The 24,727-nt window shown below is 52.4% G+C and carries 25 protein-coding genes, 4 tRNA genes and 1 pseudogene; 2 read left to right on the top strand and 28 right to left on the bottom strand.

All coding sequences use genetic code 11. The features are described 5' to 3' along the window. The 6 genes from ACI4OH_RS09165 to rsmD all read right to left on the bottom strand — a co-directional run. Positions 1–1,244, bottom strand: a 1,244-nt coding sequence (locus tag ACI4OH_RS09165) for a PTS transporter subunit EIIC (RefSeq protein WP_439784622.1), incomplete at its 3' end; no start/stop codon positions are given. Positions 1,245–1,483: 239 nt separating this feature from the next. Next, the gene (gene larC, locus ACI4OH_RS09160; protein WP_435721987.1) at positions 1,484–2,719 is read right to left on the bottom strand and encodes a nickel pincer cofactor biosynthesis protein LarC; all 1,236 of its coding nucleotides are present in this window, start codon (positions 2,717–2,719) and stop codon (positions 1,484–1,486) included. Positions 2,720–2,763: 44 nt separating this feature from the next. After that, positions 2,764–3,516 carry a nickel pincer cofactor biosynthesis protein LarB gene (larB, locus tag ACI4OH_RS09155; protein WP_435721988.1) on the bottom strand — a complete coding sequence of 251 codons (753 nt, stop codon included), beginning with the start codon at positions 3,514–3,516 and terminating at the stop codon, positions 2,764–2,766. 105 nt (positions 3,517–3,621) lie between these two features. Then, positions 3,622–4,254 (bottom strand): ATPase, encoded by a 633-nt coding sequence (locus tag ACI4OH_RS09150; RefSeq protein WP_435721989.1) that lies wholly within the window; start codon positions 4,252–4,254, stop codon positions 3,622–3,624. 7 nt (positions 4,255–4,261) lie between these two features. Further along, positions 4,262–4,747: a pantetheine-phosphate adenylyltransferase gene (gene coaD / locus ACI4OH_RS09145; RefSeq protein ID WP_432648329.1), complete on the bottom strand. Its 486-nt coding sequence runs from the start codon at positions 4,745–4,747 to the stop codon at positions 4,262–4,264. Further along, on the bottom strand, positions 4,744–5,316 hold the full coding sequence (gene rsmD, locus ACI4OH_RS09140) for a 16S rRNA (guanine(966)-N(2))-methyltransferase RsmD (RefSeq protein ID WP_435721990.1): 573 nt from the start codon (positions 5,314–5,316) through the stop codon (positions 4,744–4,746). Before rsmD ends, coaD begins: the two co-directional genes overlap by 4 nt. Before the next feature lie 181 nt (positions 5,317–5,497). Between rsmD and ACI4OH_RS09135 the strand changes: the two genes are divergently transcribed. Beyond that, a complete protein-coding gene (locus ACI4OH_RS09135; protein ID WP_439784621.1) occupies positions 5,498–7,216 on the top strand; it encodes a DUF4127 family protein in 1,719 nt (572 codons plus the stop codon). An 89-nt stretch (positions 7,217–7,305) separates the two neighbouring features. Here the strand turns inward: ACI4OH_RS09135 and ACI4OH_RS11865 are convergent, their stop codons facing one another. Together ACI4OH_RS11865 and ACI4OH_RS09130 are read right to left on the bottom strand one after the other, a co-directional pair. After that, the gene (locus ACI4OH_RS11865) at positions 7,306–7,554 is read right to left on the bottom strand and encodes a cation transporter (RefSeq protein WP_503908469.1); all 249 of its coding nucleotides are present in this window, start codon (positions 7,552–7,554) and stop codon (positions 7,306–7,308) included. A gap of 72 nt (positions 7,555–7,626) precedes the next feature. Beyond that, positions 7,627–9,501 (bottom strand): annotated as a pseudogene (locus tag ACI4OH_RS09130) (heavy metal translocating P-type ATPase); the annotation flags it as partial. Positions 9,502–9,698: 197 nt separating this feature from the next. On the opposite strand from ACI4OH_RS09130, the gene ACI4OH_RS09125 reads away from it, so the two are divergent. After that, positions 9,699–9,774: transfer RNA gene (locus tag ACI4OH_RS09125), tRNA-Gln, on the top strand. A 125-nt stretch (positions 9,775–9,899) separates the two neighbouring features. Here ACI4OH_RS09125 and ACI4OH_RS09120 read toward each other — a convergent pair. The 20 genes from ACI4OH_RS09120 to ACI4OH_RS09025 all read right to left on the bottom strand — a co-directional run bounded on the left by ACI4OH_RS09120 (position 9,900) and on the right by ACI4OH_RS09025 (position 24,667). Next, positions 9,900–10,628, bottom strand: coding sequence for a hypothetical protein (locus ACI4OH_RS09120; RefSeq protein WP_435721992.1), 729 nt, complete (start codon positions 10,626–10,628; stop codon positions 9,900–9,902). 7 nt (positions 10,629–10,635) lie between these two features. Beyond that, the gene (locus tag ACI4OH_RS09115) at positions 10,636–11,130 is read right to left on the bottom strand and encodes a CinA family protein (protein WP_435721993.1); all 495 of its coding nucleotides are present in this window, start codon (positions 11,128–11,130) and stop codon (positions 10,636–10,638) included. A gap of 3 nt (positions 11,131–11,133) precedes the next feature. After that, on the bottom strand, positions 11,134–12,474 hold the full coding sequence (rimO, locus tag ACI4OH_RS09110; RefSeq protein WP_435721994.1) for a 30S ribosomal protein S12 methylthiotransferase RimO: 1,341 nt from the start codon (positions 12,472–12,474) through the stop codon (positions 11,134–11,136). 107 nt (positions 12,475–12,581) lie between these two features. Then, positions 12,582–13,625 carry an ABC transporter substrate-binding protein gene (locus ACI4OH_RS09105; protein WP_435721995.1) on the bottom strand — a complete coding sequence of 348 codons (1,044 nt, stop codon included), beginning with the start codon at positions 13,623–13,625 and terminating at the stop codon, positions 12,582–12,584. A gap of 58 nt (positions 13,626–13,683) precedes the next feature. Next, entirely contained in the window at positions 13,684–14,637 is a 954-nt protein-coding gene (locus ACI4OH_RS09100) for a CvfB family protein (protein WP_432647206.1), read from the bottom strand. Between the two features lie 38 nt (positions 14,638–14,675). Beyond that, positions 14,676–15,020, bottom strand: coding sequence for a ribosome silencing factor (gene rsfS, locus ACI4OH_RS09095; protein WP_439784620.1), 345 nt, complete (start codon positions 15,018–15,020; stop codon positions 14,676–14,678). Positions 15,021–15,115: 95 nt separating this feature from the next. After that, positions 15,116–16,147 carry an LCP family protein gene (locus tag ACI4OH_RS09090; protein ID WP_432647197.1) on the bottom strand — a complete coding sequence of 344 codons (1,032 nt, stop codon included), beginning with the start codon at positions 16,145–16,147 and terminating at the stop codon, positions 15,116–15,118. Further along, positions 16,147–16,755, bottom strand: a complete 609-nt coding sequence (gene yqeK / locus ACI4OH_RS09085) for a bis(5'-nucleosyl)-tetraphosphatase (symmetrical) YqeK (RefSeq protein ID WP_432647198.1) — start codon at positions 16,753–16,755, stop codon at positions 16,147–16,149. The genes ACI4OH_RS09090 and yqeK overlap by 1 nt, the downstream gene beginning before the upstream one ends. After that, the gene (gene nadD, locus ACI4OH_RS09080; protein WP_432647199.1) at positions 16,752–17,360 is read right to left on the bottom strand and encodes a nicotinate-nucleotide adenylyltransferase; all 609 of its coding nucleotides are present in this window, start codon (positions 17,358–17,360) and stop codon (positions 16,752–16,754) included. Before nadD ends, yqeK begins: the two co-directional genes overlap by 4 nt. 157 nt (positions 17,361–17,517) lie before the next feature. Continuing rightward, the gene (locus tag ACI4OH_RS09075; protein WP_432647207.1) at positions 17,518–18,774 is read right to left on the bottom strand and encodes a glutamate-5-semialdehyde dehydrogenase; all 1,257 of its coding nucleotides are present in this window, start codon (positions 18,772–18,774) and stop codon (positions 17,518–17,520) included. Between the two features lie 15 nt (positions 18,775–18,789). Continuing rightward, positions 18,790–19,914: a glutamate 5-kinase gene (gene proB / locus ACI4OH_RS09070; protein ID WP_432647201.1), complete on the bottom strand. Its 1,125-nt coding sequence runs from the start codon at positions 19,912–19,914 to the stop codon at positions 18,790–18,792. A gap of 12 nt (positions 19,915–19,926) precedes the next feature. Beyond that, complete coding sequence (yhbY, locus tag ACI4OH_RS09065; RefSeq protein ID WP_432647202.1) at positions 19,927–20,229, bottom strand: ribosome assembly RNA-binding protein YhbY; 303 nt, start codon at positions 20,227–20,229, stop codon at positions 19,927–19,929. Between the two features lie 82 nt (positions 20,230–20,311). Then, complete coding sequence (obgE, locus tag ACI4OH_RS09060) at positions 20,312–21,592, bottom strand: GTPase ObgE (RefSeq protein ID WP_432647203.1); 1,281 nt, start codon at positions 21,590–21,592, stop codon at positions 20,312–20,314. 199 nt (positions 21,593–21,791) lie between these two features. Continuing rightward, positions 21,792–22,082 carry a 50S ribosomal protein L27 gene (gene rpmA / locus ACI4OH_RS09055; RefSeq protein ID WP_036375921.1) on the bottom strand — a complete coding sequence of 97 codons (291 nt, stop codon included), beginning with the start codon at positions 22,080–22,082 and terminating at the stop codon, positions 21,792–21,794. A gap of 14 nt (positions 22,083–22,096) precedes the next feature. Continuing rightward, on the bottom strand, positions 22,097–22,408 hold the full coding sequence (locus ACI4OH_RS09050; RefSeq protein ID WP_435721997.1) for a ribosomal-processing cysteine protease Prp: 312 nt from the start codon (positions 22,406–22,408) through the stop codon (positions 22,097–22,099). Between the two features lie 6 nt (positions 22,409–22,414). Next, positions 22,415–22,726, bottom strand: coding sequence for a 50S ribosomal protein L21 (rplU, locus tag ACI4OH_RS09045; RefSeq protein WP_005842586.1), 312 nt, complete (start codon positions 22,724–22,726; stop codon positions 22,415–22,417). A gap of 170 nt (positions 22,727–22,896) precedes the next feature. Beyond that, on the bottom strand, positions 22,897–24,228 hold the full coding sequence (locus tag ACI4OH_RS09040) for an NCS2 family permease (protein ID WP_295634002.1): 1,332 nt from the start codon (positions 24,226–24,228) through the stop codon (positions 22,897–22,899). 182 nt (positions 24,229–24,410) lie between these two features. Continuing rightward, a tRNA-Ser gene (locus ACI4OH_RS09035) sits at positions 24,411–24,501 on the bottom strand. A gap of 7 nt (positions 24,502–24,508) precedes the next feature. Next, positions 24,509–24,584: transfer RNA gene (locus ACI4OH_RS09030), tRNA-Trp, on the bottom strand. 7 nt (positions 24,585–24,591) lie between these two features. Continuing rightward, positions 24,592–24,667: transfer RNA gene (locus ACI4OH_RS09025), tRNA-His, on the bottom strand. Positions 24,668–24,727 lie beyond the last annotated feature (60 nt).

The raw sequence follows: 24,727 nt of genomic DNA, 5'->3' as shown, positions 1-24,727 counted from the left end.
ATGAAGTAATAGAGGAAGAAATAGATGATGCCGACGGGGATGATGTACATCCAGTTCGTCTTGGCTTCACCCTGCAGGATACCGAAAATGAAGAGGTCCAGAAGACCGCCCGAGAACGTCAGGCCCACGGCGATGTTGAGCATATGCGCAATCATGTAAGCTGCGCCGGCCAAAATGACCTGGACACCGAAGAGTGCCGGTGCCACGAACAGGAAGGAAAATTCAATCGGCTCCGTGATACCCGTGAGCATCGAGGTCAGGGCTGCGGAAAGCAGCAGGCCCTTAGCAGCCGTCTTCTTCGACGGCTTCGCACAGCGGTACATGGCGAGAGCTGCACCCGGCAGACCGAAGATCATGAAAATGAATTCACCGGAGAAATAACGCGTGGCGTCCGCGCTGAAATGCGTGACATTCGGCGAAGCGAGCTGGGCAAAGAAGATATTCTGACCGCCCTGAACGAGCTGGCCGTCGATCATCATCGAACCGCCGACGCCTGTCTGCCAGAACGGCAGATAAAAGACGTGATGCAGGCCAAACGGAATCAAAGCACGTTTGATGATACCGAAAATCAGCGTGCCGATGTAGCCCGTGCCCGTGACGAGGCTGCCGAGGGCAAAAATACCATCCTGAGCAAGCGGCCAGATGAAAAAGAGCGCGATACCGACAAAGAGGTAAACAACGGTCGAGATAATCGGCACAAAGCGCGAACCGCCGAAAAACGACAGGGCGTTTGGCAGTACAATTTTATGGAACTTATTGTGCAGATAAGCTACGCCAATGCCGACGATGATGCCGCCGAAAACGCCCATCTGATACGACATGATGCCGCAGGAGCTCGCAATTGTACCTTCGAGCACTCCCGGTGCAATCGAGCCGTCCGGCAGAATTTGGCCGTTAAGCTTGAGCATTGCATTGCAGGCACTGTGCATGACGAAGAAAGAGATCATGGCAGCAAGAGCCGCGACCTCACGCTCAGCCTTAGCCATACCGATGGCAACGCCGACTGCAAAAATAATCGGCAGATTGCCAAAGATCGTATTGCCCGCACTGGCCATGATGGTCAAAAGACCGCCAAGAATCGTACCATCGCCAAAAATGGCCTCAAGCCCATACGTCTTGATTGTCGTCGGGTTCGTGAACGAGGCGCCGATGCCGAGCAAAATACCGGCAATCGGCAGTACTGCAACGGGCAGCATGAAGCTGCGGCCAACGCGCTGCAATACGCTGAAGATTTCGTCTTTCATGAAGACCGTCCTTTCCTTCTTCGGTTGCTGCGGTTATCCAGACAAAAAAAGGCATCAGCAAAAAGCCATTGACAAAAATTCATCCAGCAAAGCCAGATGTGAATTTTTGTTGCTTTTCGCTGATGCCTGCCTATCCAGTAACACGCGAACCTTATGTTACAACATATTCTTGTTTCAACAAGTTGTATTATACTGCAGGGAAATCGCGTTGTAAAGTACTTTTTTCGATTTTGCTGCTCTTATTTATCATATGTAATCGTTTCCACAGCCATTCTGGCCGCCCGTTCGACTGTTTTAAGCGGAATACCGTTCTCCCTTGCCAGACGGCAGCAGTCCTCATATTCCGGCTTGACGTTGACGAGTTTTCCCTGCCAGTACGCCAGTTTGCAGGAAACAGAACCATACGGCGTATCGGCCTTCCGGAAGCATCGCTGTGCCTCGGGGCGTTCCGCGAGAGCGATGACGCGCAGGCCGATGCTCGTCGTTTCCCGCATGAGAATATTGATACAGGAATTTTTTTCTGCAGTCCGGCACAGCACAGAAAGTTTCTGTGCCGGACGCGACTTTTTCATGAGAATTGGCGTCACCCAGACATCCAAAGCACCTGCAGCAAATAATTTTTCGTACAGATAGCCATAAACCTGCGGGCTCATATCATCGATATTCGTTTCAAGCTGAAAAAAATCCGTGCCTTTTCGGCCCGCATTCTCCTCAAAATCGCCGAGGTAGAGTCTCAGCACATTGGGGATTGTAAGGTCCCAGGTTCCTGCTCCATAAGCAATATGTTCCGCGGTAAAGCCATCCGGCAGATTTTCAGCATATTCAGCCTGACTGCGCAGTACAGCAGCTCCTGTCGGCGTCGTCAGTTCCCTTGCATCTCCCGCATGATACGTCGGCCAGCCGAGCAAAAGTTCCGCTACGGCCGGTGCCGGCACCGGCATCAGGCCATGCGCGCAGTGTACAAATCCCGAGCCCGTGTTGACTTTTGAGGCAAATACACGCTCAATGCCAAGATAATCGAGACAGACGGCCGTCCCCACGATATCAAGGATTGAATCCACCGCTCCGACTTCGTGAAAAGCCACTTCATCCGCGGGACGTCCATGCACCTTGCCCTCTGCCTCAGCCAGTTTCTCAAAAATGGCCAGACTTTTATCCTTGACGGACTGTTTGAGCGTGGAATCCGTCAGCATCTGACGGATGACGGCCATCGTGCGGTGGGCATGATGATGTTCATGCCCATGATGCTCATGATGTTCGTGATGCTCCTGTCCCTGCAGCAGTGCAACATCTACATAAACAGCATCTATGCCATTTTTCTTGACCGTCTGGATTTTCATATCGTAAGAATTGCCAAGCGGCAGCTTCCGGAGTTCTTCGCGAAGATGTGCTTCCGGCACACCGGCCTGCAAAAAGGCACCGAGCAGCATATTGCCGCTGATGCCGGCAAAACAATCGAGATAAATCGCTTTCATTATCTTATATCCTCAAATCATATCTTCGAAGTAACATCCTATCATCAGCGCAGATGATTGATCTTGCTCGCGAGCACGCCTGCACCAAAGCCATTGTCAATATTGACGACCGAAATTCCCGCTGCGCAGCTGCTGAGCATCGCAAGAAGGGCTGTCACGCCATGAAAAGCCGCACCATAGCCCACACTCGTCGGTACGGCAATGACAGGTTTATCTGTCAGACCGCCAACGACGCTCGCAAGGGCTCCTTCCATGCCGGCGATGACGATGATGACATTGGCTTCATCGATATCCTTTTTATGGGCAAAGAGCCTGTGGATGCCGGCCACACCGCAGTCATAATGGGTCTTGACCGCATTGCCCCAGAGATAAGCCGTGAGCCTTGCTTCTTCCGCAACGGGAATATCGCTCGTCCCTGCTGTCAGAATCAGGATGGTGTGATGGGGATCGCGCCTGACAGGGCGTTCGATATAAATGATGCGCGCCATCTCATCATAGCGGGCCTCTGCGATATCTTCATGAACAAAGTCAAACATCTCGCGGCTGGCACGCGTGGCCATGATGCTTCCCTGACTGTTTTCCTGCAGGGATTTCATAATGAAGAGCAGCTGCTCTTTTGTCTTGCCCTCCGCGAAAATGACCTCCGGAAAGCCCTGACGGCGTTCACGGCTGTGGTCGATCTCGGCAAAGCCGACATCCTCAAAAGAACCTTTATGCAGCTCTTGAAGAGCCTGCTCCGAAGATATTCTTCCTTCTTTATATTGCTGCAGAATATCCATAAGCTCTGCATCGGTCATAGAATCCTTTCACATCCTTTCCATTCATCTCTTCATCTCTGCGGTTTTATCCGCATTTCCCGTCAAAACGGGCCTATGATGACGGCTTCATCATAGGCCCTGCTTTTATTCCTGCCCGGCTGACTGCTGTTCTTCCTTTGGCTCAGCCGGTGCCGGCTGTGTCTGCTGCGGCTGCGGCTGAGGCTGATTGAGTCCTGCCTTCGCCTGCTGCAGGACACTCAGGGCCTGCTGCAGTCCATTCGTAACCTGCTGAACTCCGCTGGCAGCCTGCTGCACGCCATTCTGTGCCTGCTGTATGCCCTCAAATGTTTTGGAGACATGTGCGATGAGCTGTTCAAAGACCTGATTGGCGTAGATATCCGCATTGTCCTGAAGCTCTTTGGCCCGCGCTTCGGCCTTCTCCACCATTTCCTGTTCCCTCTGCTGCGTTTCCTGAAGAATTTCCTTGCCGCGCTGCTTGGCCTGCAGGACGATTTCATCGTGCTCGACCATCTGACGCGCCTGTGCCTGCGCATCTTTGCGGATGTTCTCTGCATCGCGCTTGGCATCTTCGTAAATCTCATCGCGTTTTTTCATGATGAGCTCGGCCTTCTCCAGTTCCTTCGGCAGATCGTTGCGCAGTTCTTCTACATAATGAACAAGGTCATTGTCATTGATGAGAATATGTCCCGTAAAGGGGAAAGTTTTAGCCGTGGCCACCATGTTCTCAATTCTATCTAAAGTCTCGCGTACTCCCATACTCCGCTTACTCCCTTTCTTTTCCTGAAATCTTTACAGCCTCTTCCACACAGGGCGGCACAAGGCCATGTATATCACCATGGAAACGAATGAGTTCCCTGATGCCAGAAGAACTCACAAACGAATATTCCGGCCGTGTCAAAAGGAATACCGTATCAATATCGGGTTCCAGATGGCGAATCATATAAGCCTCATTCTGCTCATATTCAAGGTCTTTTATGGAACGCACGCCGCGCACGATGATATGCGCATCATGTTCCTTCATATATTCTGTAATGAGACCGGAAAAAGAGTCGACCCTGACATTAGGCAGATGGCTTGTCGCCTCGCGCAGGAAACGCACGCGTTCTTCGACCGGAAAGAACGCCTTTTTATTTATATTGTGGAACACGCAGATGATGACCTCATCAAACATCATACTGGCCCTGGCAAAAATGTCGATATGACCAGTCGTCACGGGATCAAAGCTGCCTGAACACACAGCACGTCTCATAAATCATCCTCCTCGAGATACGCCTTCCACTGAAAGAAGCTGAGCTGGGTCGTATGGCCATAGCGGCGGTTCAGCACACAGCAAAGCTTAGAAAGCTCCGGCATGTCATTTTCATCAGCACCATGCTCCACGACAAGGATGCCATCATGAGCCAGTACCTGACTCTCTTCCAAAAAGGCAAGTACCCTCTGAAAAAGTCCTTTATGGTAAGGGGGATCACAGAAAATCAAATCAAAAGAACGACTGCCATGCGAAAGATGCGCAAGCTCTGCAAAGACATCGCCGCCATGCACCTCCGCTTTGTCCAGCAAATGCGCATGGGCCGCATTCTCCTTGATGAGCGCGGCCGTCGCCTGGTCTGCAAAGCAGGCAGCCGCAGCACCGCGCGACAGCGCCTCAAGGCCAAGATTCCCCGTGCCGGCAAAAAGGTCCAGCACATGACGCCCGACCACCTTCTGCCCCAGGATATTGAACAGTGATTCCTTAATACGGTCAGAGGTCGGCCGCGTCGTCTGACCTTTCGGGGTCTTTAAACGACAGCCGCGCGCCGAGCCCGTAATGATTCTCATAGTTTCCACTCCAAATCCAAATGCCTATAAACAGCTTCATTCTATCATATTTTCTCGTTTTCGTGAACCTTTATGATATAATAAAACAGGATGACAGCCTGCTTTCGACAAATGTCCATCTTCTGTCATCCATGCAAGTATCATCTGCAAGCAAAATTTGAGCAAATTTAGGAGAACTCCCGTGAACCGATTCTTACCGAAACGCAGTCTCTTGATCTTAATTCTCGTGCCCTGCCTTGCGCTGCTGCTCTGGAATCTGCGCCAAATGCAGCATCCGGCCGGCACGCCGGTGTCCCCTCAGGAAACCATATCGCATCATGTCATCCTGATTCCGCTTGACGGCAGGCCCCCCTGCCGTCAGTTTGTCATCGATGCCGGACGCATCGGCGGCACAGAAGTTCTGACACCGCCGCATGAACTGCAGGATTATTACTCGCAGCCCGGCGATACAAAAGCCATGAAAAGCTGGCTCTCCTCCGAAATCGGGCATGCCGATGCTGTTATTCTCTCCATTGACCAGCTGCTTTACGGCGGCCTTCTGACCGCGCGTGAAAAACAGGCCTCAGAGGAAGATGTGAACGAGCTCCTCACCTATCTTCAGGAACTTCATGAAGATCATCCAGATGTACCGATTTACGCCTTCAGCATCCTGCCGCGTCTGACACCGCAGGATACGATTGACGGCTATGATGAACGACGCGATATCATGGCCTACTCAAGGCTTGTGGGCCGTCAGGCCGCAGGGCTTTCCGTCGACGAGGAAAAAATTGCTTCCCTGAAAGCAAAGATTCCGCCCGCAAGTCTTGAACGCTATCTCGCACATTTTCGGGAAAATGCTGCTTTAAACGAACGACTGATTGACCTCACGCACGACGGCACGCTGACACGCCTCGTGCTCGGGCAGGACGATGGGGAAGAATACGGCATCCCCAATATCGAAAAATTTGCCCTGCAGGGCTATATTAAGGACCTCGGTCTCTCGGAAAAGCAGGTCTTTCTGACACATGGAGCCGATGAAATCGCCCTTTCCCTGCTCGCTGCCTGGCACAATGAACAGACTGGCTATATTCCCAAGGTTTTCGTGCAGTATAATGACGCCCATGCCGAAGACCGCATTATGCCATACATGGCCGTGCCGACCGGCATCTGCACAGAAGAAAAAATACGCCTGACAGGCGGCGAGCAGGTTGCCTCCCCTGAGGAAGCCGACTTCACTCTGCTCGTATCGACAAATGATGCCAATGAAAACACCTTGGACAGCCGTGCAGAATGTGTGCAGCTGCTGAAAGAAAACATCGAAAAAGGCCAGCCAACTGCCCTCGTCGACCTCAGCAAACATTTTACGGGCGAGGAAACTGTACTGCCCCAGCTCATTGCCAGTGATTTTCCCCTGAACCGCCTGCTCGCCTACGCCGGCTGGAACACCACGAGCAATTCCCTCGGCACGGCCATCGCACAGGCCTGCCTTTACCGCTCTTCCCTGCCTGCTGTGACAAACGAGGAAGAAGCCATCGGCCTTGCCGCCCCGCAGGTTCGCTTTCTCGAAAACCGCATTCTCGAAGACTATTTCTATCTCAAAGAAGATATCGATACAATCAACAGCACACTGAAAAAAGCCGGCTATGTCAATACAGCAGACCTTGACCTCGAGCGCAATTACCGCTGGGCCAACCTCATGCTGCGCACGTCTATGACGCGCCATCTGCTTGTTTACCGTCAAACAGCGGCATTCCGTGCTCCCTTCCCGATTGACACTCCCGCTGGAACCATTTGGCTGCAGCTGCATGACTTGCAGGCTGATATGAGTTTTCCATGGCCGCGCACCTTTGAAATCTACCTCGAGACCACGCCATTCCTGGAAAAACTTTCTTCGTCACCGGCTCAGGCCCAGTCCTATTAAAAGGATATATTCTTATATGTTACATGCAAAATGGCTGCTCTAAAAGAGCAGCCATTTTTGTAAAAACAGACAAAGAGGAAACCGTATCCTCAAAGGTAAATCTCACAGTCGTCTTCGACTTTCTTGCAGTTTTTGCGCACGCGCTGCATGACTTCCTGTGGGTCTTCACCGAGTTCAAACTCCACTTTCATCTCCTGCATCATGAAATTGACCACGGCATTTTGAACCCCTGCCGTATTTTTCGCTGCAGACTCCATGAGATTGGCGCAGTTTGCACAGTCCACATCAATTTTATACGAACGGGCAGCCTGATTCGGTGCATTAGAAGCACCTTCCATATATTTCTTTTCTGCAGGCAGTTCCATATGTTCTTTTTTATCAGCTTTTGGCAGGGACTCTATGCGGCCGCCGACAAAGAGCGCGCGCATGGCGTTGAGAACCGCGAGAATCATGACCCCGACATCGGCGAAAATAGCAGCCCACATCGAAGCAAGGCCAATGGCACCGAGCACGAGTACGATGGCTTTGACGCCAATTGCGAAAACAATGTTCTGATGAACGATGCCCATCGTCTTTTTCGCAATGCGCTTTGCCGCAGCAATTTTCAGCGGGTCATCGTCCATGAGGACGATATCAGCAGCCTCAATGGCTGCATCCGAGCCCATTGCCCCCATGGCAATGCCGACATCTGCCCGCGAAAGGACCGGTGCATCATTGATGCCGTCGCCGACAAAGGCGAGTTTGCGGCCATCCTTCTCCTTCTGCAGCAGCGCTTCGACTTTTTCTACCTTATCCTGCGGCAAAAGTCCGCTGTAAACATCATCGAGTTTCAGCTCCGCAGCAACCTGCTCAGCCACGGCTTTCGTATCGCCGGTCAGCATGACCGTTTTCTTTACACCCGTACGGTGAAGGGCCTCAATCGCCTCAGCAGAATGTTCTTTGACAACGTCCGATACCACAATATGGCCTGCATACTCGCCGTCAATGGCCACATGGACAATCGTACCGGACTTTTCACACGGATGCCAGGCAGCACCGACATCCTGCATCAGTTTTTCATTGCCGACATAGATGACCTGTCCATTGACATGGGCACGCACGCCGCGTCCGGCAATTTCTTCCACATCCTCGACTTTGCAGTCATCAGCCTCATGCTGATAGGCATTGCGCAGCGAAGCAGCGATGGGATGCGTCGAGAAGCGTTCAACATGGGCTGCCAGATGCAAGAGTTCCTGCGGATTGATTTTCTCCGGATGAATGGCCGTGACTTCAAAAACACCCTTGGTAAGAGTACCCGTCTTATCGAATACAACCGTGTCCACCTTGGAAAGTGTTTCCAGATAATTGGAACCTTTGATGAGCACGCCCGTGCGGCTTGCTCCGCCAATGCCGGCAAAGAACGACAGCGGAATGCTGATGACGAGTGCACAAGGGCAGCTGATGACGAGGAAAGTCAGCGCGCGGTATATCCACGTTCCCCATTCCGGTGCCATGCCCATGGCAGCAATGCGCACCAGCGGAGGTACCACGGCCAAAATGGCAGCTGCAAGCACGACAATTGGCGTATAGACACGTGCAAACTTGGCAATGAAATGTTCGGACTTTGATTTGCGGGAACTTGCCTCCTCAACGAGCCTCAAAATTTTAGAGGCTGTTGATTCTGCAAAGGCCTTTGTCGTCCGGATATGCAAAAGACCGCTCGTATTGATGCAGCCGCTGATGACTTCATCGCCCTTTCCCACCTTGCGCGGCAGGCTTTCACCCGTGAGTGCCACGGTATTCAGGGTAGAAGTACCTTCGGCAATCACGCCATCGATTGGGATTTTTTCTCCCGGCTTGACGAGAATGACCGAGCCAACTGCCACACTGTCCGGCTGAACTCTTTGCCACTTTTCATCCGCTCCTACGAGATTTGCGTAATCCGGACGGATATCCATGAGTTCCGAAATATTGCGGCGGCTGCGCCCGACCGCATACGACTGGAACCATTCGCCCACCTGATAGAAGAGCATGACGGCAATTCCCTCGGTATAATCGCCGTCTTCATAAAGCGCCAGTGCCATGGCACCAATCGTCGCCACAGCCATGAGCAGACACTCGTCAAACGGCTGACGGCGCCAGATGCCCTTGCCTGCCTTGACGAGGATATCGCCGCCCACAATCAGGTAAGGAACAAGATATGCCAAAAAGCGCCTCATACCAGAAAGCGGCAGATAGGCCAGCAGCACCATGAGGAGCGCTGTCGCTATAATGCGAATAAGATTTTTCTTTTGTCTGGGATTCATATTTCCACTCTCCTTACAAACATATGAACAATGGTTCATTTGTTAATTTCATTATAGCAATCAAGAAGTGAAAAAGCAATAGAAAATTGGGATTCTGCTGTCTCAGAAAATACAACCACACTATGCAATATTTTTTTTAGGAGAATACTTGACAAAAAAAGGATTCATCCGTATAATATATAAATGTCGAAAGACACAGGGGTATCGCCAAGTTGGTAAGGCACGGGTCTCTGAATCCCGCATGCGTTGGTTCGAGTCCAGCTACCCCTGCCATATGAATATTCAGCCAGTCTTTAAGGGCTGGCTTTTTTGCTGTTCAAAATATTTTTTAGGAAAATCTCAACAAACAAAAAGGGCAGGCATCGTTTTGCACGATGCCTGCCCTTTGCTGCATGAATTTATTTTGTTTTTTTCTTATCGCCTTTTTTGCTGCTGTTGGCATTTTTGCTGGTCTTCGCATTTTTGCTGTTCTTGACCTGTTTTTTGTCAACGTCCTTGAGCGTCGTAATGCCCTTCTGGAAAGCAGCGAGGGAACTTGCGCGCAAATCCGGATTATCGATAAGCTCTACGCCATAGCGATTGCCCTTCGGCGTGCGGAAGAAGGCTACTGCCATCTGCGTATCGGCCTTGGCCACACCGTCAATTTTGCCGTCGCCATCTTCATCGACCTCGACTTCTTTGGCCGTCACGGCGTAGATGGCCTTATTCTTGGCATCGAGATTCACGAGCATGATGCCCTCATAGCCATTGCTGCCCATAATGCCCGAAAGAAGCTTTTCCGCATCGGCCGGCTTGAGTTTGTTGAGATCCGGCACGCTCTTGTTATCAAAGGCATTCGTCAGCACAACCCACGCGTATTTGATATTGTACTCTTCATTATCGAAAATCAGCACCTCGCCCGTGCGGTCTTCATAAAGAAGGCTGGCTGGGATAACACCGACCGGTTTCTGAGGACACTGGATGGAAAACCCATACTGCTGACTCGTATACGTATACGGAAGGGATACTTCGACAGGAGCCTGTGTGCTCTCAGCTGAAGTCTGTTCAGCCGCAAAGGCCGGCACAGCCGGCGCCAGCAGCAAAGATGCACCAAGGGCTGCTGCTGCCATATAAGAATAGAAACGCATAATAAAGTTACCTCTTTTCTTCTTTCCGCTCTTCAAGATAAGCACAGGCCATCGAGAGAGCCGTATCCGTCGTCTGACGTTTGACCTCTGTGCGCGTGCCGCGGAAATGATTTTCCTTGACTATCGTACCCCAGGGACCTGAAACGGCGATGAAAACGAGTCCGACCGGTTTTTCCTTCGTGCCGCCGCCCGGACCGGCAATGCCCGTAATGCCAATCCCAATGTCCGTTTTTATCGCACGGCGAATGCCCTCTGCCATCTCACGCGCCGTTTCCTCTGAGACTGCTCCATGAGCCAGCAGCGTCTCATGACGAACACCGACCAAAGCTTCTTTGATGCAGTTCGTATAGGAAACAACCGAGCCCATAACATAAGCTGAGCTGCCCGCAATATCCGTCAGACGGCTCGTCAGAAGCCCCCCTGTACAGGATTCTGCACAGGAAATCGTCAAATTCTGCGCACTAAGAAGCCTGCCTATCTTTTCTTCCAGAAGTTCTGACATGATTCAATCCTTCTTTCCGTCAATGCGCTCACCGAGGACATCGTAAGTAAAGCCCTGTACAACGCGCACGCGCACGATATCCCCGGGTTTGCTGTCGGGGTCATTTTCCACGTAGAACTGGCCATCGACTTCCGGTGCTTCGCGGTAGGAACGTCCCACCGCAATATTCGGCTGCTCTTCATCGCGTCCCTCGATGAGCACGTCGAGTTCCTTGCCTTCAAGAGACTGATTGATCTGCTCGGAAATCTTGCACTGCAGGCTCATGAGATCATGATAGCGCTCCTGCATGATTTCTTCCGGCACCTGATTCGGCATATCATAAGCCGGCGTGCCTTCTTCGCGCGAATACGTGAATACACCGACTTTATCAAGGCGCATTTCTTCGAGGAAATTGCGCAGCGTCTGATACTGGGCATCCGTTTCGCCGGGGAAGCCGACAATGAAGGTTGAACGAATGGTCACACCGGGGATGCGTTCGCGCAGCTTGTGGATGAGCGTGCGCATTTCTTCCTGGGTATCCGGACGGCGCATGCTGCGCAGTACGGCATCATGGGCATGCTGCAGCGGCAGGTCTACATATTTGCAGATTTTCGGCTCGCTGGCAATCGTCTCAATGAGTTCGTCGCTGAAATACTTCGGATAGCTGTACAGCGTGCGGACCCATTTGAGTTTTGGCACCTTGACGATTTCGCGCAGGAGCTCCGCAAGTTTTGGTGTTCCGTAAAGGTCGCGGCCGTATTCCGTCGAATCCTGTGCAATCAGCACAACTTCGCGCACGCCGTTTTCCGTCAGATGGCGGATTTCATCGCAGATATCCTCAATGCGGCGGCTGCGGTAATCACCGCGGATGTACGGGATGGCACAGAATGCACAGCGGTTGTTGCAGCCTTCGGCAATCTTGACATAAGCCGTATATGCTGGCGTTGTCGTGATGCGCGGCGTATGCTCATCATAAAGGGCTTCATCCTTGCCTGCGATGACCACGCGATGCCCCTTCAGCGTCTCTTCCACGGCCTCCATGATGCGGCTCCAGGCCCCCGTGCCGATGATGGCATCGGCCTCGGGAATCTCATCTAAGAGCTCCTGCTTGTAGCGCTGGCCAAGGCAGCCTGCGACAATCAGGCTGCGGCAGCGGCCGCTCTCCTTGTATTCGGCCATATTGAGAATGGTCGTAATGGATTCTTCCTTCGCCGACTGAATAAAAGCGCAGGTGTTGACAATGAGGATATCGGCCTCGGCCGGATTGGCCGTGAGCTCGATGCCATGCTCCTTGAGAATGCCGAGCATGACCTCGGTATCGACTAGATTCTTGGAACAGCCAAGACTGATAAAACCAGCTTTCACGGAAATACCTCCTATAATACTATGATACGCTTATCCTGTACGATTCATGTAAATGAGGATGCCTGACAGCATCCTCTGCAATTCATTTCAAATTTCAAGCTCACGCATCATTTAAACCGGACTTCTCTGGCCCATTTATCGAGTAAATCATGCCGCTGCTGCTCAGAAAACTGCGGCAGCTGTGTGAAAAGGACCAGATTTTTGCCAGCAAATGATTTATACGCCAATGTCCCCGGATTGGTCGGCACGAAAAAATAATTATGGCTCTGCAGGGCCAGCTGTGCTTCGTCCGAAAGCAGCCAGTCGGCAAAATTCTTTGCCATGGCCTTCTCGCGCTCCCCATCATTCTGCAAAATGGCCGTGCCCGTAATCCAGGCAGTCGTGCCATCCGTCGGATAGATGATCTGCAGTGGATAGCCGTCATGGATATAGCGGAGCGTCTCACTCTCCACAGCAATCGAGATATCGACTTCTCCCATACCGGCCTGACGCACGGGATTGGAAAGATACCGCGCATACTGCACGACGTGCGGATGAATCTTCTCAAAGATATCCATCGTTTTTTCTTCACCGAATTCCGCTGTCATCGCATAAAACAGATTTGCAGAAGCATCCGCTGCCATGAAATCCGTAATGCCGATACGCGCGTCCTGCTCAGAAAGTGCCTGCCATGTATCCGGAATATCCGCGCGCAAAGTTTTCAAATAATCGCGGTTGATGCAAAAGACGACTGGATCATACCATACGCCCATCCAATAGCCATCCTGCTGACGAAAAGCCTCAGGAACCATATCGCCGCGTTCAGAGACATAAGGTTCGAGACAGCCGCTCTGCGAGGCTTTTCCCAAAGTCTGCCAGTCTGCCAGCACCATCGCAGCCTTGGCCTGATGCGCATTTTCAGCCTGTGCCTGCATACGTTCCAGGGCTTCAGCAGAGGAAAGCGGTACAAAATTGACACGCACGCCGGAATTCTCTTCATAGGCATCAGACAAGATTTCAGCTTCTTCTGTCGGCAGGGTCGTCAGGACAGTGAGCTCCGGTGTTTTTGTCCGATGGTCAATATGGCCGGAACCAGCAAGGTAGGCAGAACCGGCAATGACGATGGCCAGCAGCAGGAACGCCGTCAAAAGAAGTGTTGTATAACGTCTCATGAAAGTCCCTCCGAAGGCACGGACAAAAACCGCGCCGCACCATAAGTCAGAACGCCTGTCATTCTGTTTCTTCAGGCTTCTGCAGCGCGGCCTGCCCCTCATCGTTCAAAAGATAGGTCCAGCCGTCCGCTTCCCGAATACGCCCTTCCTTCATCAAATGGCCGAGGGCCCGCTTGAAAGCAGCCTTGCTGATCTGGAATTTGTCGCGGATGACCTCAGGCGATGTTTCATCGCTGTACGGCATGCGTCCCTTGCGGCTTTCCAGGAGGGCCAGAATGCGTTCCGAATCCGTCAAAAGGGCTTTTTCTTTGGCTTCGCGCAGAGAAGCATTGAGCCTGCCGTCCGGACGCACGAATGTCACGCGGGCTGTCACAACCTGACCGACACGCGGGCGCTCGTTATCCTTCATCTCTTTATTCGCGATAAAGACGATGTAACGTTCATTGGAAAACAAAAAGGCACCGGCATCCGTATAGTTATAAATTGCGCCCGTGACCATCTGCCCGACCTTGACATGGGTCGCAGGTTTTGAGGCACGGCGCATTTCGTCCTCTACTTCCATGGTCACGGCCAGACGTCCCGATTTATCGGTGTAAAGCTTGGCCCAGACGACCTCGCCGACCTGCGGACGGCCGCGCATGCCGGCATACGGCATGAAAATACCGCGCTCCGCACCGACATCGAGGAAGGCGCCGTCGCGGCTGACATTGATGACGCGCAGACGGGCAATCTGTCCTTCCTTCATCTTTGGCACGCGCATGCTGGCAGTCAGGCGGCGCTTCGGGTCCAGGTAAAGAAAAACATCGACAAAATCGCCAACTGCCACCGGATGCGTCTGCTGCGTTTTGTGCAGCAGAATATCATCTGACGTATTACCTGTCTGGGCATCGAGGAAGGCGCCCATCTCATTGACACGCGCGACCTGCAGTCTTGCTACCGTGCTCGGGCCAAATTTTCTTTTCTGGCGTGCGGCGGGCTGCTGCCCATCTGCCGCCTGCACCGGCTTAGACATTTCCGTCTTATCGTTCATAGCTTTGCTCCCCATCTGACTCATTCTTCGTAAGCCGTGAGTTTCGCGTCGCCCCAGAGCTGCTCAAGTGCATAATATTCACGCGCTTCCTGACGGAAGATGTGCGCAACCACATCGCCGAAATCCAGAAGCACCCATTCACCTTCGCGGTATCCTTCCTTATGATTGAAGGCCACGCCCTCTTTCGCGAGCTCTTCTTCAATATTATCCGCAATGGCACGCACCTGCGTAGCCGTGTTGGCGGAGCAAATGACAAAATAATCTGCCGAGATCATGAGTCCCTGCATATCCATCGTCACAATGTCGCGTGCCTTTTTATCGCTGGCTGCCTTGCAGATTGTTTTGCACATTTCCTGTTCTGTCATATTTTTACCTCCTGTCCCCAACCCCTATCAAAATGCAGCACTGCACCGAGCGGTCAGGTTCTGATCTTATGATTTCTTTTATAGTTCCATTCATTCTACTGCCCATTCCCTGAAGGATCCGCTTCCGGGAAAAGTTCCTTCATCTGATGACGGATGCCATTGTAGTCCGGCATCCAAATGGTATCATCCCCCAAAGTAGGCGCTCCCTGAAGGATTACGCCCTCCGGCTGGTCGCTCGAAAGATGGCGCAGTACATTGGCAAGATGTGCTGAATCAAAGATTTCTGCACTGGTCTTGACATGCTTGCGGAAAATCTCGGCAATGACCGGCAGTTTGGGCACCGTCTCCAGCCGCAGCACCTGCTGATAAAGGGCCTTGACAAAACGCTGCTGCCTCTGTTCACGGCCGACATCCCCAAGTTCCGGACTGCGGTAGCGAAGATACTGCTGAGCCTGATTGCCATCAAGATGCTGATATCCCTTTTTCAAATGAATATTGAGATTGGCTTCAGGGTCTTCATAATCCATATCGCTTTCCACATAGATATCAATACCGCCCAACGCATCGATGAGTTCGGAAAAGGCCTTGAGATCCAAAGCCACATACTGGTGAATCGGGATGTCGAGGAGCTGATTGACTTCGCGGACCATTAACGGCGCACCGCCTGTCGTGTAGACCGAACTCATGCGCATGAATTTCGTAGTTCCCGGCGGATTGACCCAGGTATCTCCCGGAATCGTGATGAACCGCACTTTGCCGGACTGATTATCCAGGCTCAGCACTAAGATCGTATCGGCCTTAGCCCCCTCTGTATTCGTCTGGTCAGCCCCGTCGTCAAGCCCCATGACGAGGATATTCGTATAGCCATCAAAGCTTGGATTGACATCCCCCTGCCAGGACGCGCGGCGTTCTGTATATCCCGTATACATTTCATGGTATTCCTGCGTGACATACTCCACGCCTCGAATCAGCGCATACACGCCGCCCGCCGCCAGCAGCAAAAACACCGTACAAATGATCAGAGCCAGCATGCGCCGCAGGAAACGGCGCCGCCGCATCCGCGCCAAGGCCTTTTTTTTCTGTTCAATGTGACGGCGCGTCACATTGTCTTCCTGCCTTCTCGCCATCAGTCTTCCTTCTTACCCTTTTCAGCCTTCATGCTCTTCAGCAGAATCTCATTGCGGGCCAGCACAGTTGCAGGATGAATGAGATGTCCCTTTTGGACAACAAAAATAATCGAATGGCTGAGTCCGGCCAGCATCATTTCATCGAGGGATGCTTTTTTTGCCAGTTCACGAAGCTCTCCGACTCCCGGAAAATCACGGCCCGGCTCAATCATATCTGCATACCAAATGATTTTATCGAGTTTCGTCATCGCAGGACCGCCGACTGTATGACGGGCAATCGCCTGCGAAACGGCAGCGTCTTCAACACCGTAAATCTCTTTCACACGTTCGGCTCCAATGTTGGCATGCAGCAAAAGAGGCATCGACCGCTCTACTTCGCCAATCGCAATGCCACGTTTTTCCGCTTCCTGAATCATATCCTCATTGCGGAATTCACGTGCGCAGTCGTGCAAAAGACCGGCAACACGGGCTTTTTCCTCATCGACACCAAAGCGTCCGGCCAAAAAGACTGCCGTTTCCTCGACACCAAGCGAATGGCGGAAGCGGCTTGGCTTAAGCCGGTCTTTCAGCTCTTTCTTCATTTGTTCCAAGCTCATTGCAAAACTCATCGATACAGCCCTTCTTTTCTGATATATTCTTCTACAGGTTTCGGCACCATATAGCGGATGGAATGCCCGTCCCGTATCCGTTCGCGAATGTTCGTAGATGAAATCTCAAGTTCCGGCGTCGTCAATTGATGGATATGCTCATCACAGAGCGGACCAAAGAAAGCGCGCAAACGTTTTAAATCAAGTTCCGTTCCCTGACGAGTTGCAGCGATGAAATGACAGCTGCTTAAAAGTTTTTGAGGCTCATGCCAGGCTGGCAAATCATTGATGGCATCCGCTCCCGTAATGAAATAGAGCTCTGCTGCTTCGCCAAATCTTTGATGCAGTTCTTGTATCGTATCCGCAGTATACGATACACCCTCGCGGCGCATTTCGATATCCGAAGCCTCAAAATACGGATTATCCGCCACAGCCAAACGCGTCATTTGCAGGCGATGCTCAGCTGTGGCTACCTTCTTGTCGAGTTTGAAGGGAGAGCGGGCAGCCGGAATAAACATGATTTTGTCGAGTGCATAAGCATCCCGGACAAATTCTGCTGTCAGCAGATGGCCGTTATGGATGGGATCAAACGTCCCGCCCATAATACCAAAACGGCAGACTGACATATTCCTCACTCCCCTAAAGTCAGTTTCAAGAAAAAGACTGCTCCCATGCTGCTCACTGCCATATAAAGCAGGGCTCTGCCGTAATCCCGCGCATCAAAAGCCCCTTTGGGCGTCGCCAGATACGCGCGCATGGTCTGCCAGTATCCCCTTATCATTCTCATTCGCGAATCTGTCCTTCGCCGTAAATCAAATATTTCGTACTCGTCAGAGCCATGAGTCCCATCGGTCCGCGCGCATGGAGTTTCTGCGTGCTGATGCCGATTTCTGCACCAAAGCCGAATTCAAAACCATCCGTAAAACGCGTGGAAGCATTGATATAGACAGCCGCTGCATCGACTTCACGCTGGAAACGGTGTGCATTGATGATATCCTTGGTGACAATCGCTTCCGAATGCCCCGTATTGTAGCGGTTGATATGGGCAATGGCCATATCGAGGTCATCGACCACGCGCACCGAAAGGATCAGATCGCCGTATTCCGTGGACCAGTCTTCTTCCGTCGCTTCTTCCATCTCAGGGCAGATGGCACGCGCTCTCTCGCAGCCGCGCAGTACGACATGTTTTGCCGTCATGGCCTGCATAAGTTTTGGCAGGAACTCCGCGGCAATGTCCTGATGGACGAGCAGGGTCTCCATGGCATTGCAGACCGAGCAGCGGCTGGCCTTGGCATTGACGGCGATGGAAATAGCCATATCCTGATCGGCCGAGGCATCGACAAAGGTATGGCAGACACCGGTGCCCGTTTCAATGACCGGTACCGAGGAATTTTCTGTAACGTGCTTGATAAGACCTGCACCGCCGCGCGGGATAATGACATCGAGGCAGCCGCGCAGATGCATCATGGCATCGACGGCCTCGCGGTCCGTGAAGTCCACAAACTGAATCGCGCCCTCCGGAATACCGGCCTTATAGGCAGCCTTGGCCAAAAGAGAGCTGATGGCCGTATTCGAGCGGATCGCCTCAGAACCGCCGCGCAGAATGACGGCATTGCCTGCCTTGAGACAGAGGGCAGCGGCATCGGCCGTGACGTTTGGACGCGCTTCATAAATAATGCCAATGACGCCGAGCGGCACACGCACGCGGCGAATCTCAAGGCCATTGGGGCGTACGGTCGAATAATCCCCCGTTGCCACAGGATCCGGCAGGGCTGCCGTCTGGCGCAGCCCCTCCGCCATACCTGCAATACGGCCTTCATCGAGCATCAGGCGGTCAAGGTATGACCGTTTGACTTTTTTCTGGCGGGCATCCTCAAGGTCCAGCGCATTGGCCTGCAAAATGACCTCACTGCGTTTTTCAAGGGCATCCGCCATTGCCAAGAGCGCTTTATTCTTGACATCCGTCGAAAGCAGGGCAAGTTTTGCCGCTGCTTTTTTCGCAGCCTCTGCCTTCTTTTTCATCTCTGCCTGAATATCCATCATTATATTCTCCCCTCAGACCATCAGGACCATATTGTCCCGATGAATGACCTCGTCATAGGCAGCACCTGCAACGAGTTTGGCAAAATCTTCCGTCCTGTGGCCGATGAGCCGCTGAAGATCCTGCGAATCGTAATTGACAATGCCGCGCGCAATCTCACGATTGTCTTCCGCGAGCACGCGCACCGTACTGCCGGCCTTGAATTCACCGTCGAGTTCCAAAATGCCGGCAGCCAGCAGGCTTGAACCGCTTTCAAGCGCTTTGACACACCCCGCATCAACGACCAGTTCTCCCTGCAGCCTTTTGCCAAAGGCCAGCCAGCTCTTGCGCACGCGCAAATGTGATTCGCGTGCAGGGAAAACCGTGCCGACTTTTTCACCATTTAAGATGCGGCGCAGCAGCCCTTCCTGACTGCCCGACGCAATGACCATGTTGACACCGGCGCTCATGGCAATCTGTGCAGCCTGCAGCTTCGTGGCCATGCCGCCCGTACCGAGCGAGGAACCGGCGCCGCCGGCCATTTCGATGACGTCAGGCGTGATTTCCGGAATCGTGTCAATCAATTTGGCTTCCGGATGCGTCGCCGGATTGGCCGTGTAGAGGCCATCAATATCCGACAGAATGATCAGGGCATCGGCATCGACAAGCGTCGCGACCATGGCTGAAAGATTGTCATTGTCGCCAATCTTAATTTCATCCACGGCTACCGCATCGTTTTCATTGATAACAGGGACGGCCCCCATCGCGAGCAGGGCAAGCAGGGCATCGCGCGAATGGCTGTACTGATTGTGGCGCACAGCATTTTCTTTGGTCAGCAAAACCTGCCCAATGGTCTTGCCGTACTCTGCAAAGAATTTTTCGTAGATATGCATGAGCACGCCCTGACCAATCGCCGCCACAGCCTGTTTCTCCGGTATGGAATCCGGCTTTTTCGCAAGGCCCAGCTTGCCAAGCCCTGCTGCAATCGCACCGGAGGAAACCAAAATGATTTCGCGGCCCCCGTTGATGAGGTCGGCAAGCTCGCGCAGCAGATGGTCAATGCGGTAGAGGTTCAGCTTGCCCGTATCATGTGCCAGCGTGCTCGTCCCGACTTTTACGACAATGCGTTTGGCTTCTTTGAGTCTTTGACGTGCATCCATACTCTCTCCCCTTTACGGCAGTTCGATTTTCGGTTTCTCGAAATTGCGCTTGAAAAGCAGCCCGTTGCGGCCGATGACCTGTACGAGATTGGCATCGGAGCGCTCGGCGACCATGGCAATGGCATCGGCCGGCAGCTCCATGCAGTTCTGCAGCACGCGAATTTTGATGAGCTCGCGCTTCTTGATGGCCTCACGCGCAGCCTGCACAACCGTTGGCGTCACGCCTTCCTTGCCAATCTGTACGACGGGCTCGAGTTTCATGCCCATGGAGCGCAGGAAGCTCTTCTGTTTTCCTGTTAACGAATTGCGGATCAATTACTATTCCTCCGTTGCTTTCTAAATATATAAACATAAAAGTACGATTTTACATCATTAAAATGCATTTTATCGCTTGAAATTACTCACGGTACTCAAATTCCATCTCGCCGATGCGGACGGTCTGACCTTCCTTGATGCCGCGCTCCCTGAGCTTTTCATCAATGCCCTTGATGCGCCAGATGTACTGGAAGCGGCGTACGGCCTCATCATTGTTGAAATTCGTCATGATGACGAGTTTTTCAATGGCCTTGCCATGCACGATGAAGTCGCCGGCATCATTGCGCGTAATCGTAACCTTCTCCGGGTCCTCAGCCGTTTCATCATAGACCTTGACTTCTTCTTCCTGCTCCGGCTCTTCCACATAATTGTCGAGCCATTCGCCAATATAAGAAATCAATTCCTTGACGCCCTCATGCGTTGCTGCTGAGATAGCAAAGAATTTCAAGCCCTCCTTTTCGGCCAGAGCTTTGAGCCGCGGCAGGTTTTCCTGTGCCTGCGGCAGGTCGATTTTATTGGCGACAAGAATCTGCGTGCGGCGCGCGATTTTCTCGCTGTACTTCTTGAGCTCTGCATTGATCTTATAAAAATCATCGACAGGGTCGCGTCCCTCAATGCCGGAAGCATCGACGATATGCAGAATGAGCTTCGTGCGTTCAACGTGACGCAGGAAGTCATGACCGAGGCCGACACCGTCAGCTGCCCCTTCAATGAGGCCTGGGATATCCGCCATGACAAAGCTCTTCTCGTAATCCGTCTTGACCACGCCGAGGACCGGTGTAATCGTCGTAAAGTGATACTCCGCAATCTCCGGACGCGCCGCACTGACACTCGCGACGAGACTCGACTTGCCGACCGACGGATAGCCGACCAGGCCAACATCGGCGAGCAGCTTAAGCTCGAGGATCAGATTGCGCGCCTCGCCCGGCTCGCCGAATTCGGCAAACGTCGGGGCACGGTTCGCGGCATTGGCGAATTTCGCATTGCCGCGGCCGCCGCGGCCGCCCTTGCAGATCACAGCCTCCTGACCTATTTCCGTGAGGTCGGCAAGCACTTCGCCCGTATCCTCGTCCTTGACAATCGTGCCAGCCGGCACTTTGACGTAGCAGGCCGGCGCATTCTTGCCGTACTGGTTCTTGATATCGCCGTTCTCGCCGTTCTCCGCCTTGAATTTGCGATGATAGCGGAAGTCGAGCAATGTATTCATATTCTGGTCAACGACAAAAATAATATCGCCGCCGCGGCCGCCATCGCCGCCAGACGGACCGCCCTTTGGGATGAATTTTTCACGGCGGAACGCCGATTTGCCATGGCCGCCGTCACCGGCTTTGACAATGACACGTGTTCTGTCAATAAACTGCATGATAGCCTCCTTTTTCCTTCTGGATTCTTTTCTTATTTCAACGGACCTGCGCTGCATTCCTGTTATGATGCATAAAAAGCCGGCATTGTGATACCCAATACCGGCTTTCTACCCATCACAACGCAACTTAACGCCGTTTTCTTCCATATAATATAAATAATACCTGCACCTTCCTGAGGAATGCGCAGGTATCTTTTCATTACATAGCTTCTTCAGCCGTGTAAACACTGATCTGACGGTTATAGCGGCCTTTGCGCTCGATAGCGACTTTGCCGGCAACCTTTGCGAACAGCGTATCATCCTTGCCGATACCAACATTGTGGCCCGGATGGAAATGCGTGCCGCGCTGACGAACGAGGATGCTGCCAGCCGTTACGATCGTGCCAGCATGCTCCTTGACGCCAAGGCGCTTGGATTCACTGTCGCGGCCGTTACGCGTGGAGCTGACGCCCTTCTTATGTGCGAAACGCTGAAGTTCAAACTTAAACATGGAATTCACCTCCACTATTTCAGGATACGTACAGCCTTGGGATATGCCTCCGCAATGGCGGAGAGTCCCAATAGCATAGTCTGCAGAATCGATTCTGTCTGTTCGTCCGGACTGCCCTTGAGTTCCATTTTGAGCTTCCCGCTCGCTGCGTCATACCTGACCTCGCGATGCAGATACTCGGTTATTCCAAGAAATGCAGTATCTGTGAGGGACGAAACACCAGCACAGACGATATCCTCGCCCGCATTTGCCGTGCCGCTGTGGCCGGAAACATCGAACCCGGATATCCTGCCGTCTGGCTGATAAAAGATCTTGACCTTAATCATCGGAGATTAAGCTTCGATCTTTTCGATGACAACCTTCGTGAACGGCTGACGATGACCCTGACGTTTGCGATAATTGGATTTAGCCTTGTACTTGAAAACAAGGATCTTCTTATCTTTGCCCTGAGCCTCGACTTTGCCCGTTACCTTGGCACCTTCGACGACCGGCGTACCGATCTTAACATCTGCGTCGTTCACAACCGTCAGGACCTGATCGAAGACAACTGCTTCGCCCTCGCCTGCGGCCAGTTTCTCGACCGTGATGACATCGCCTTCAGCGACTTTATACTGCTTGCCGCCAGTTTTGATAATTGCGTACATGAAAACACCTCCCTGAAAGATTACTCGCCAGCTACGGTACGATTGCTCGTTTCTTTTGAACCTCACTGTGCGGTTGGGGAAAGACGCACCTTAGGCGTCTACAATATGAAATATTATCATAGGGACCTGTGCTTGTCAAGAAAAAAGATACCGGTCTCCCACGATAAATCTTACGATCTCATGACAAGATTGATGACAAAGGCAATGGAAACCAGCCACATGATCCAGCTGACTTCCTTATATTTGCCGACAGCCGTCTTCATGAAGACATAGCTGACAAAGCCAAAGGCAAAACCATTGGCAATGGAACCCGTGAGCGGCATCATGATGATGGTCAGGAATGCCGGCAGACCATCCGAAAAGTCAACAAAATTGATTTTGCCGACCTCGCTCATCATCAGCGCGCCGACGAGAATCAGCGGCGGGGCCGTCGCAAAGCCCGGCACGAGGCCAACCAACGGTGCAAAGAGCAGCGCAATCAGGAAGCAGATGGAAACCGTCACAGCCGTGAGGCCCGTTTTGCCGCCGGCTGCGATGCCTGCGGCGCTCTCGATATAGCTCGTGACCGTCGACGTACCAAAAATTGAAGAGCAGATGGTGCCGACAGCATCCGTCGTCAGGGCGCGGTCGAGGTTCTCAATCTCACCATTCGGTTTGACCAGCTTAGCCTTAGACGTCAGGCCGATGAGCGTGCCCATGTTATCGAAGAGCTCGACAACGGTGAACGTAAAGATAATGGAGACAATACCATAATTCCAGGCACCGACGATATCGAGTTTGCCAAACGTCTCGCCCATATGCGGCAGTGTCGTGCTGATGATATCACCGACACCGTGCGGAGCCGGAGAATAACCAAGTACCATCGACAGGACCGTCGTTGCCACGATGCCGATGAGGATGGAGCCCTGTACCTTGCGTGCCATCAGCGCGCCCGTGAGTACGAGACCAAAAAGCGACAGAAGTGTCGTTGGCTGCGTGACATGGCCGAGACCAATAAACGTTGCCTTATCCGGAATGATGAGGCCTGTGCCCTTCAGACCGATGAAGGCAATGAAGAGACCGATACCGACGCCAATGGCCACGCGCAGATTCTGCGGAACAGCGTTGATGATGGCCTGGCGCACATGGCTGACCGTCAAAATCAGGAAGAGAACGCCCGAGAAGAACACGGCACCAAGAGCCACGGTCCAATGAAGACCAAGCGTACCGCAAACGTAATAGGCAAAGAATGCATTGAGCCCCATGCCCGGTGCCAGAGCTACCGGATAGTTGGCAAACACACCCATGACCATCGTCGAAAGCGCTGCAATCCAGATGGTCGAAGCAATCGCTGCTTCCTTCGGGATACCAGCTTCCGACAGGATATTCGGATTGACAAAAATGATATAAGCAAGTGCGATAAATGTCGTCAGACCAGCAAGGATTTCCGTCTTGACCGTTGTATTCTTCTCGCTGAGCTTGAAGAAGCGCTCAAGGAAGCCCTGTTTCGCTTGTGCCTGCATAAATGAATACCTCCCTTTTTCTACGAAACTACCACAAAAAAATCTTTCCATCGCCATTATGACGATGGAATACGGTACAAGGATAACAAAAAAAAGGACATATGTCAATTTTTATTCTTTTAACGGCACGAAACAAAGACACTAAAAAAGCTCTGACCTAAGTCAGAGCTTTCAATTCGAAGTGGCGGAGTGGAGAGGATTCGAACCTCCGCACCAGTTACCCAGCCTAACGATTTAGCAAACCGTCCTCTTCAGCCTCTTGAGTACCACTCCAATAAAATGGCAGGGGCAGTAAGACTTGAACTCACAACCTACGGTTTTGGAGACCGTTGCTCTACCAGTTGAGCTATACCCCTATAAAAATGGGGCGACTTGTGGGGATCGAACCCACGCATGCTGGAGCCACAATCCAGTGTGTTAACCGCTTCACCAAAGCCGCCATAAAACCGGCAATTTCCTATCCTCCCAGCCCGTCTCCAGACAAGTACTTTCGGCCTCT

Source organism: Mitsuokella apri, from assembly GCF_051886055.1.
Lineage (GTDB): Bacteria > Bacillota > Negativicutes > Selenomonadales > Selenomonadaceae > Mitsuokella.
The sequence above is the reverse complement of the archived record's forward strand: the minus strand, read 5'-3'. Positions and strand labels throughout refer to the sequence as shown.